A 9,127-nucleotide genomic window follows, 5' to 3' on the forward strand; every position below is an offset into this window, starting at 1 on the left:
CACATCCCTGCGCATCGGCACCAGGACCGCGACGAACGCCGCGACCAGCGCGTACCCGGCGAGCAGCAGTGCGCCGCCGACGGGGGAGAGCAGCGAGATCGAGTTGATGCAGTACCGCTGGTCCGTGGGGGTGGGGTAGCCCTCGCCCTCGAAGACATGGCCGAGGTGCGATCCGCAGCGTGCGCAGCGGACCTCGGTGCGGACCATGCCGTGGCTGCGGTCCTGGATCAGTTCGACCGCGTCACTGTCCTTCGGGTCGTAGAAGGACGGCCAGCCGCAGTGCGACTCGAACTTGGCGTCCGAGCGGAACAGGTCGGCGCCGCAGGCGCGGCAGGAATAGACGCCCGTGGTCCTGGTGTCGGTGTATTCGCCGACGAAGGCGGGTTCGGTGCCGGCCTGGCGCAGGACCGCGTACTCGGCCGGGGTCAGCTCCGCCCGCCACTGCTCGTCCGGCTTCTCGATGTCGTACGACACGTCGCTCCCTCAGCTCGACAGGTGGTCCAGGATCTGCGGGCCGAGGTCGGTGACGTCGCCCGCTCCCATGGTGAGAACGAGATCGCCGGGCTTCGCCATTCCCGCGACGGCCTCGGGGACCGCGGCCTTGTCGTGGACGGCGGTGACGTCGGCGCCCGCGGCCCGTGCGGCGTCGATGATCAGGTCGCTGGTGATGCCGGGGATCGGGTCCTCGCGGGCCGGGTAGATGTCCAGCACCACGGAGGCGTCGGCCAGCGCGAGGGCCTGGCCCATCTCGGTGCCGAGCTCCTGGGTGCGGGAGAAGAGGTGGGGCTGGAAGACGACCAGGAGGCGGGCCTCGGACGCGGCGCCGCGCATCGCTTCGAGGTCCGCGGTCATCTCGGTGGGGTGGTGCGCGTACGAGTCGATGACCTGCACGCCCGCCACCTCGCCCTTGAGCTGGAGGCGGCGCTTGACCCCGGTGTACTTGCCGAGGGCCGAGGCCAGGTTGTGCGCCGGGACGCCGAGGGCGACACCGGCGGCGAGGGCCGCCACCGCGTTGAGGGCGTAGTGGCGGCCGGGCACGGAGACCGTGAACGTGAGGTACTTCCCGTTCAGGACGACTGTGACCTCGCTGGTCAGTCCGCGCGGGGTGATCTTGTGGACGCGTACGTCGGCGGCCTCGGACTCGCCGTAGGTGACGACGTTCAGCGCGGGAAGGGACCGGACCCGCTCCGTCAGCTCGACGGCGCCGGCCTGGTCGGCGGAGATCACCAGGGTGCCGCCCGGGACGATCTTGCCGGTGAACGCCTCGAACGACTCGTAGATCTCGTCCATCGAGGCGTAGTTCGCGTGGTGGTCGAGCTCGACGTTGAGGACGATCGCGACCTCGGGGTCGTACTTCTGGAAGCTGCGGTCGCTCTCGTCCGCCTCGGCGACGAAGATCGCGCCCTCGCCGTGCGCGGCGTTGGTGCCGGGGCCGGCGAGGTCGCCGCCGATGGCGTACGAGGGGTCGAGGTTCAGTTCGGTCAGGGCGACGGCCAGCATCGACGTGGTGGTCGTCTTGCCGTGCGTACCGGCCACCGCGATGGCGCGCAGCCCCCCCATGAGCGAGGCGAGCGCGTCGGAGCGGTGGACGACGGGGACCGACAGCTCGGCGGCGCGCAGCAGCTCCGGGTTGTCGGCGCGGATGGCGCTGGAGACGACGACGCACGAGGCGTCGTCCGCCAGATGTCCGGCGGCGTGCCCGATGTGGACGGTCGCCCCCAGCGCCCGCAGTGCCTCGGCGGTACCCGACTCCTTGGCGTCGCTGCCCGCGACCTTGGCGCCGCGCTGGGCGAGGATCTTCGCGATGCCCGACATTCCGGCGCCGCCGATGCCGATGAAGTGCGGCCGTTCCATGGCGGCAGGAATACCGGGTGCCATGCGTGTGTCTCCCAGAGGTCGATGCGGGTACCGGGGTCGGTACGAGGTGCCCGCCCAGCCTATTCGCTGTGCGCGAAGAGCTTGAGCACCGGTACGCCGACCTTGTGACGGGCCCTGGAGGCCCAGTCGCGGTGGAAGAACTCCTCGACGTAGTGCGGCGCGGTCAGCACGATGACCTCGTCCGCCTCCGCGTCGTCGACCACGGACTTCAGCAGGTCCAGGGGGTGGTCCTCGATCACCTGTCCGACCGCTTCGGAGCCGGCCTGCCGCAGTGCCTCCAGTGACACTTCGAGCGCGAGTTCGGCGGGCTGTCTGGCGTTCTTGCCCTCCGGCTCCTCGCTCTCCCTGGCGGCTTCCTTGAGTTCGCCCATCGCCAGGTCGTCGATCGCCCGCAGCAGCACATCGGCCTGGTCACCGCGCGGCTGCATGAGCACGACGAAGGAGGTCTGCTCCTCCCCGTGCAGGGTGGTGACGAACTCGACGTCCTCGGAGGTGAGGGGCTTCTCGATCATCAAAACGCTGGTGAACACCACGGGCGCCCTTCTGCTTCAGTGACCGTCGCCGATCACTGCTGAAACCATCCTTCCCCGTGCTCGCACGGGGTCTGCGAAAGTAATTGTGCCCACCGGAAGCTAACCGGAACGACAAATTCCGCTGAATGTCAGCTCCGACGGTACCGAGTGAAGAGGAACCCGGCCTCTTCCAGCATCGATGCCAGGGCGAATCGTTCCGGCACGGCCACCGACGGGCCGCCCGCGATCCGCTGCGCGTCGCCGGCGGTCATCATCGGCGAGAGGGTGAGACAGAGCTCGTCCAGCACCCCTGCGGCCACGAACTGGCCCAGCATCCTGGGGCCGCCCTCGGTCAGCAGCCGCTTGAACCCCCGGTCCGCCAGTTCCCGTACGGCCCTGGCGGGGTCCACCCGGGAGCCCTCCCCCGCGACCACCACCTCGGCGCCCGCCCGGCGCGCCTCCTCGATCCGGCCCGGCGGGGCCCCGGCGCCGGTCAGCACGAGGGTCGGGACGAGCGGCTGGGTGAAGAGCGGCAGCGAGAAGTCGAGGTCCAGGCTGCCGCTCACCACGGCGATCGCGGGGGCGGGCCCCTGCCCGGCCGCGGCCCGGCGGGCGGCGAACGCCTCACGGGCCCTCGCCGGGCGGTAGCCCTCCAGGCGTACCGTCTCCGCGCCGGCGAGGACCACGTCCGCCAGACCGCGCAGGGTGCCGAAGATCCGCATGTCGCTCTCGCAGGAGATCGGCTGCGAGCGGCCGTCGTGCTGGGCGGCCCCGTCGAGCGTCGAAACCATGTTGGCGCGCAGCCAGGGGCCGTCCTGCTCCGGGTAGGCGTAGGCGTCGGCCAGGGCGTCCAGGCTCCACTCCCCTTCGTCGTCGGCCGGTGTCGGGTCGGTCACAGGGAAGAGGCGTCGCATGTCGTGCAGTCTGGCACGGCGCTTAAGGTGGAGAGTTGTGTCGTCCTCCACAGCCGTGCCGGGGCAGAGCCCCATAGCCGAAACGGCCCCCCTGTCCCTCTGCGCACTCGAACCCCGCGTTCCCGCCGACCGGCTGGTCGCCGAGATGGTGCCGCCGCCGCGCTTCGACTCCGTACGCTTCGATACGTACGTCCCGGACCCGAACCAGCCGAGCCAGACCGAGGCGGTCGAGGTCCTGAGCGGCTTCGCGGCCGGGCTCGGTGGGGCGCACGCCAGCGGTTCGGGCAAGACCGGAAGAGCGCGAAGCGCATCCCTTGAGGGGTGGTGGCGGGCGACGGGTGGGCGGTTCAGCAGGAAGCCCGCCGCTCCGTCGGCGCCGCTCGGGGTCTACCTCGACGGCGGCTACGGCGTCGGCAAGACCCATCTGCTGGCCTCCCTCTGGCACGCCACCCCCGCCGCCCCGTCGCTGAAGGCGTTCGGCACCTTCGTCGAGCTGACGAACCTGGTCGGCGCGCTGGGCTTCCAGCAGACCGTGCAGACGCTGAGCGGGCACCGGCTGCTGTGCATCGACGAGTTCGAGCTGGACGACCCGGGCGACACCGTGCTGGTGTCGTCGCTGCTGAGCAGGCTGGTGGAGGCGGGGGTCGCGCTCGCCGCCACCTCCAACACGCTGCCCGGCAAGCTCGGCGAGGGCCGGTTCGCCGCGGCGGACTTCCTGCGGGAGATCCAGGGGCTGTCCGCGCACTTCCGCCCGCTGCGGATCGACGGCGAGGACTACCGCCACCGCGGGCTGCCCGAGGCACCCCCGCCGTACTCCGAGGAGCAGGTCACCAGAGCGGCGTACGCCACCGAGGGGGCCAGCCTGGACGACTTCCCGTCGCTGCTCGACCATCTCGCCCGGGTCCACCCGAGCCGCTACGGCGCGCTGACGGACGGCCTGCGGGCGGTCTGCCTCACCGAGGTCCAGCCGGTCCCCGACCAGTCGACCGCGCTGCGCCTGGTCGTCCTCGCCGACCGGCTGTACGACCGGGAGGTCCCGGTGCTCGCCTCCGGGCTGCCGTTCGACCGGCTGTTCAGCGAAGAGATGCTGAACGGCGGGTACCGGAAGAAGTACTTCCGGGCGATCTCCCGGCTGACGGCCCTGGCGCGGGACGCGAAGGGGCTGGTGGCGCAGTAGGTTCGGGGACGTACCGCCCGAGGCGCCCCCGGGGTGCCTCGGGACTCCCGTAGCGACCGCGCACACCGTTTGAAGGGATCCAGCATGGCTACCACCCGCCAGGCCCACACGGTCTGGGAAGGCAACCTGATCGAGGGCAAGGGTGTCGTCACCCTCGACTCCTCCGGCATCGGCGAATTCGACGTCTCCTGGCCGTCCCGCGCGGAGAAGGCGAACGGCAAGACCTCTCCCGAGGAGCTCATCGCGGCGGCCCACTCCAGCTGTTTCTCGATGGCGCTGGCCCACGGACTGGCCTCGGCCGGCACCCCGTCGACCCAGCTGACCACCACGGCCGACGTCACCCTCCAGCCCGGCACCGGCATCACCGGCATCCACCTCACCGTCCAGGGCGAGGTGCCCGGCATCGACGAGGCGGACTTCGTCAAGGCCGCCGAGGACGCCAAGGCGAACTGCCCGGTCAGCCAGGCGCTGACCGGCACGGCGATCACGCTCTCCGCCTCGCTGGTCTGACCACTGGGGCCACTCCGGGCCCGGGACACACCCGCGGCTCAGTGACCCGCATGGTTCCCGCGCGGCTGTGCGCGTGGTACACACATGCGGGTCACTTCTCCTGTCCGCCAGCAGGGAGTTGCCCCATGTCATCAGAGACGTCACGACCGACCGCAGAAATGTCGCGCCCCGCCGCCACCCGCCGTCAGGTCCTGGCCGGCAGCGGCGCGGCCATCGCCTCCGTCGCCTTCACCGGAGCGTTCTCCGAACTCTTCGCGGGCACCGCGGCCGCCCGGGGACACGCCGGGTACGGCCCGCTGGTGCCGGACCCCGACGGGCTGCTCGACCTCCCCAGGGGCTTCCGCTACCGGGTGCTTTCCCGGGAGGGCGACCCGCTCCGCTCCGGCGAGGGCCCGGTCCCCAGCAATCACGACGGCATGGCCGCCTTCGCGGGCCGCCACGGACACGTCCGCCTGGTCCGCAACCACGAGAACCGCGTCACCGCGAAGCTCCAGGTCCCGGTCGTCGAGGGCCTCACCTACGACCCGATGGGCAAGGGCGGCTGTACGGCCCTGGAGCTGGACGGCCGCAACAATGTCCTCGGTGAACGCGTCGCCATCGCCGGTACGGCGGTGAACTGCGCGGGTGGCCGCACCCCCTGGAACACCTGGCTGACCTGCGAGGAGACCGAGGACAGAGCCGGCACCAACGGCTACACCAAGGACCACGGCTTCATCTTCGAGGTGGACGGCGCCGATCCGCACCGCACCGGGGCCGTGCCGCTCACCGCGATGGGCCGCTTCCAGCACGAGGCCATCGCGATCGACCCGAGGAACGGAACCGTCTACGAGACGGAGGACGCGTTCGAGAAGCCGTTCGGGCTCTTCTACCGCTTCCTGCCGGACAAGCCGCTCGGCGGTACGGGCTCGCTGCGGGCCGGCGGCCGTCTGGAGGCCATGCGGGTGCCCGGCGTCCCCGATCTCTCCGTGGTCCAGGAGACCGGCGCGAGCTTCGAGGGCATCGAGTGGGTTCCGGTCCCGGATCCGCAGGCGGCCGGGACACCGATCCGGTTCCAGGACTTCGGCCCGAAGGGCATCACCCACGCGCAGAAGCTGGAGGGCTGCTACTGGGGCGGGTCCTCGGTCTATTTCGTCTCCAGCTTCGCGCACAGCGCGGAGGGCTCGGCCGCCGACCACTACGGCCAGGTGTGGCGGTACGAGCCGAAGCGGCGCCGTCTCACCCTCGTGATCGTCTTCGGCCCCGGCACCGATGTGCAGCTGCCGGGCGAGTCCCCGGACAACATCGCTCTCGCCGCCGACGGCGGACTGATGGTGTGCGAGGACGGCGGCGGCGCGCAGCATGTCTTCGGGCTGACGCGGCGCGGCGAGGTGTACGCGATGGCGCGGGGCCGGCAGAACATCGGGACGCCCCAGAAGCCGGAGTGGGGAGAGTTCGCCGGGGTCACGTTCGCGCCGGACGGCGGGACGATGTTCGTGAACTGCTACACACCGGGGACCACGTTCGCGGTGACGGGACCGTGGCGCTGACGCGCTGAGGAGCTGATCCACTGAGGTACCGCAGGGGGCGGGCAGCCGGTGTCCGCCCCCTTCGCGCTGCCCGGACGGGGGCCGCGTTCTGCACAGCGGAACAGCAGGCGGGAGGGCCGGACGAACGGTCCACGCGCCGACGGAAGTTGATCGAAGAAGCTGCGGCGGAACGCCATGGGTGGAGATAAGCTCCCGCCTGGTTCCGCGTGCCTCCGCGGGACCATGCGCACCGGTCGGCAAGAAAGAACGCCTTGTCCCCGCCGGTGCACCGCATGTTCTCCACAGCCTCTAAGCCAACCCCGATGGGACGTGAACAATGAGGCGCGAAACCGCACGGCACGACATCACCGTCATCGGCGGCGGACTGGCCGGTGTGTGCGCGGCGATAGCCGCCGCCCGGCAGGGCCGTTCCGTGGCGCTCATCAACAACCGGCCGGTTCTCGGCGGGAATTCAAGCAGCGAAGTCCGGGTCTGGGTCGTCGGCGCCACCGCGCACGGCAACAACCACAACGCCCGCGAGGGCGGCATCATGGGCGAACTCTTCGTCGAGAACCAGTTCCGCAACCCGGACGGGAATCCGTACTACTGGGACACGGTCGTACTGGACGCGGTCCGGGCCGAACCCGGGATCACGCTCTACCTCAACACCGACGTCAGGGAAGTGGACGCCCAGGGGCCCGAGGACGCCCGGCACATCACCGCCGTCACCGGGTGGATGATGGGCTCCGAGCGGCACATCCGCTTCGAGAGCGAAATGTACCTGGACTGTTCGGGGGACGGTCTGATCGGCCACCTGGCGGGTGCCCGGCACCGCATCGGCCGGGAGTCGTGCGCCGAGTACGACGAGGCATGGGCGCCCGAGGAGGCCGATCGCATCACGCTGGGATCGACCCTGCTCTTCTACACAAAGGACGCCGGGCACCCGGTGAAGTTCGTGCCGCCGGACTTCGCCAAGAACATCGCCGAGACCTCCATCCCGCAGCGCCGCATCATCAAGTCCGGTGACAACGGCTGCGCGTACTGGTGGATCGAGTTCGGCGGAGAGCTGGACACGGTGCACGACAACGATGTCATCCGTGACGAGCTGTGGGCGGTGATCCACGGAATCTGGGACCACATCAAGAACTCCGGCGAGTTCGACGCGGCGAACATGACGCTGGAGTGGGTGGGTTCGGTGCCCGGCAAGCGCGAGTACCGGCGCTTCCTCGGCGACTACGTCCTGCACCAGGGCGACATCCTCGGCCAGACCGAATTCGACGACCGGGTCGCGTTCGGCGGCTGGTCCATCGACCTGCATCCGCCCAAGGGCATGTACTCCGAAGGGGACGGCGCCAAGCAGATCTATGCGGACGGGGTCTACCACATCCCCTACCGCAGCCTGTACTCGGTGAACACGACGAATCTCCTCTTCGCCGGGCGCAACATCTCCGCCAGCCACGTCGCCTTCGGCTCGACCCGCGTCATGGCGACCTGCGCCACGATCGGCCAGGCCGCCGGCACCGCCGCCGCGCTGTGCGTCGCCGACGGTGTCGCCCCGCGCACGCTCGACGTACCCGCGTTGCAGCGCACCCTGCTGCGGGAGGACGCCTCCGTCGTCGGTCTGGCGTCGGACGACCCCGACGACCTGGCCCTGACCGCCACCGTCACGGCCTCGTCCAGTCTGACGGACCTCGCCGCCGAGGCACTGTCGGCGCGTGTGCCACTGACCGCCGATGCCGGTCTGGTGCTGCCCGTCGACCCCGAGCTGACCGGCCTCGAACTGCTCGTCGACGCCGAGCGGGACACCGAACTCGTCGTCGAGCTGTACGACCCGGAACTCGGGCAGAACTACGTCCCGCGCCGCCTCGTCGCCTCCGTCACCGTCCCGGTCGCCGCCGGGTCGAAGCAGTGGGTCGGGACGGGGCTGCGCTGGTCGCCCGGGAGCGCCCGCAACGCCTTCGTCCGCGTACGGGCGAACGAGGACCTGGCCCTGTACAGCGCCGACGGGCCGGCCCCGGGCGTGCTCGGCTTCACCCACGTTCCGCTGCGCCCGGAGCAGGAGTCGCCGCAGCGGCTGCGCGAGTGGACCGACGACGGTCTGCTGCACCGCGCCTTCTGCTTCCGGGCGGGCGAGACCGCCGCGTACGCCCCCGCCAAGGCGGTGGACGGCTACGCCCGCCCGTACGCCGGTCCGCACATGTGGGTCTCCGAGCCGCTCCGGGACGGCGTCGGGGCCTGGCTGGGGCTGGCCTGGCCGCAGCCGGTCACCCTGGGCCGGATCGATGTGCTCGCCGACGACGATGTCAACGAGGACCTGATCAACCTGCATCACCACCGGACCCCGTTCGAGACCCTGCCCACCCTGCTGCGGGACTACCGCGTCGAGGCGCGCGACGCGGACGGCACCTGGCGGACCGTCTCCCGTACGACGGACAACCGGCGGCGCCGCCAGGTGCACACTCTGGACGAGCCGGTCGTCTCGACGGCGCTGAGGATCGTCGTCGAGGCGACCAACGGGGCCCCGTCGGCCCACGTCGTCGCCGTCCGCGCCTACGCGTAGGCGCGGACGGCGGGGGCGGGCCCGCTCTGGGGGGCGGGGCGTGGTCCCCCCCCCCCGACCCGCGCCGGGTG

7 protein-coding genes and 1 pseudogene are annotated in these 9,127 nt (G+C 71.0%); 4 read left to right on the top strand and 4 right to left on the bottom strand.

Annotated elements, in window-relative coordinates:
* Window positions 1–90: 90 nt before the first annotated feature.
* The 4 genes and pseudogenes from msrB to ABZ622_RS41210 all read right to left on the bottom strand — a co-directional run.
* Window positions 91–474, bottom strand: a pseudogene (msrB, locus tag ABZ622_RS41195) (peptide-methionine (R)-S-oxide reductase MsrB); the annotation flags it as partial.
* A 9-nt stretch (window positions 475–483) separates the two neighbouring features.
* The gene (gene murC, locus ABZ622_RS41200) at window positions 484–1,878 is read right to left on the bottom strand and encodes a UDP-N-acetylmuramate--L-alanine ligase (protein WP_360552375.1); all 1,395 of its coding nucleotides are present in this window, start codon (window positions 1,876–1,878) and stop codon (window positions 484–486) included.
* A 59-nt stretch (window positions 1,879–1,937) separates the two neighbouring features.
* Window positions 1,938–2,390, bottom strand: a complete 453-nt coding sequence (locus ABZ622_RS41205; protein WP_124721180.1) for an indole-3-glycerol phosphate synthase — start codon at window positions 2,388–2,390, stop codon at window positions 1,938–1,940.
* 149 nt (window positions 2,391–2,539) lie between these two features.
* Window positions 2,540–3,304, bottom strand: a complete 765-nt coding sequence (locus ABZ622_RS41210; protein ID WP_360552378.1) for a pyrimidine reductase family protein — start codon at window positions 3,302–3,304, stop codon at window positions 2,540–2,542.
* A gap of 37 nt (window positions 3,305–3,341) precedes the next feature.
* Here ABZ622_RS41210 and zapE point away from each other — a divergent pair, with 37 nt between their 5' ends.
* The 4 genes from zapE to ABZ622_RS41230 all read left to right on the top strand — a co-directional run bounded on the left by zapE (window position 3,342) and on the right by ABZ622_RS41230 (window position 9,056).
* Window positions 3,342–4,481, top strand: coding sequence for a cell division protein ZapE (gene zapE, locus ABZ622_RS41215; RefSeq protein WP_360552380.1), 1,140 nt, complete (start codon window positions 3,342–3,344; stop codon window positions 4,479–4,481).
* A gap of 84 nt (window positions 4,482–4,565) precedes the next feature.
* Window positions 4,566–4,991 (top strand): OsmC family protein, encoded by a 426-nt coding sequence (locus tag ABZ622_RS41220; RefSeq protein WP_360552382.1) that lies wholly within the window; start codon window positions 4,566–4,568, stop codon window positions 4,989–4,991.
* Between the two features lie 125 nt (window positions 4,992–5,116).
* Window positions 5,117–6,517, top strand: a complete 1,401-nt coding sequence (locus ABZ622_RS41225) for an alkaline phosphatase PhoX (protein WP_360552384.1) — start codon at window positions 5,117–5,119, stop codon at window positions 6,515–6,517.
* A 316-nt stretch (window positions 6,518–6,833) separates the two neighbouring features.
* Window positions 6,834–9,056 carry an FAD-dependent oxidoreductase gene (locus tag ABZ622_RS41230; RefSeq protein ID WP_360552386.1) on the top strand — a complete coding sequence of 741 codons (2,223 nt, stop codon included), beginning with the start codon at window positions 6,834–6,836 and terminating at the stop codon, window positions 9,054–9,056.
* Window positions 9,057–9,127: the final 71 nt, after the last annotated feature.

Source organism: Streptomyces sp. NPDC007164, assembly GCF_040634135.1.
Classification (GTDB): domain Bacteria; phylum Actinomycetota; class Actinomycetes; order Streptomycetales; family Streptomycetaceae; genus Streptomyces; species Streptomyces sanglieri.

Coding starts and splice junctions, on each gene's coding strand:
- murC (WP_360552375.1), bottom strand. CDS start 1,878: ATGGCACCCGGTATTCCTGCCGCCATGGAACGGCCGCACTTCATCGGC.
- ABZ622_RS41205 (WP_124721180.1), bottom strand. CDS start 2,390: ATGATCGAGAAGCCCCTCACCTCCGAGGACGTCGAGTTCGTCACCACC.
- ABZ622_RS41210 (WP_360552378.1), bottom strand. CDS start 3,304: ATGCGACGCCTCTTCCCTGTGACCGACCCGACACCGGCCGACGACGAA.
- ABZ622_RS41220 (WP_360552382.1), top strand. CDS start 4,566: ATGGCTACCACCCGCCAGGCCCACACGGTCTGGGAAGGCAACCTGATC.
- ABZ622_RS41225 (WP_360552384.1), top strand. CDS start 5,117: ATGTCATCAGAGACGTCACGACCGACCGCAGAAATGTCGCGCCCCGCC.
- ABZ622_RS41230 (WP_360552386.1), top strand. CDS start 6,834: ATGAGGCGCGAAACCGCACGGCACGACATCACCGTCATCGGCGGCGGA.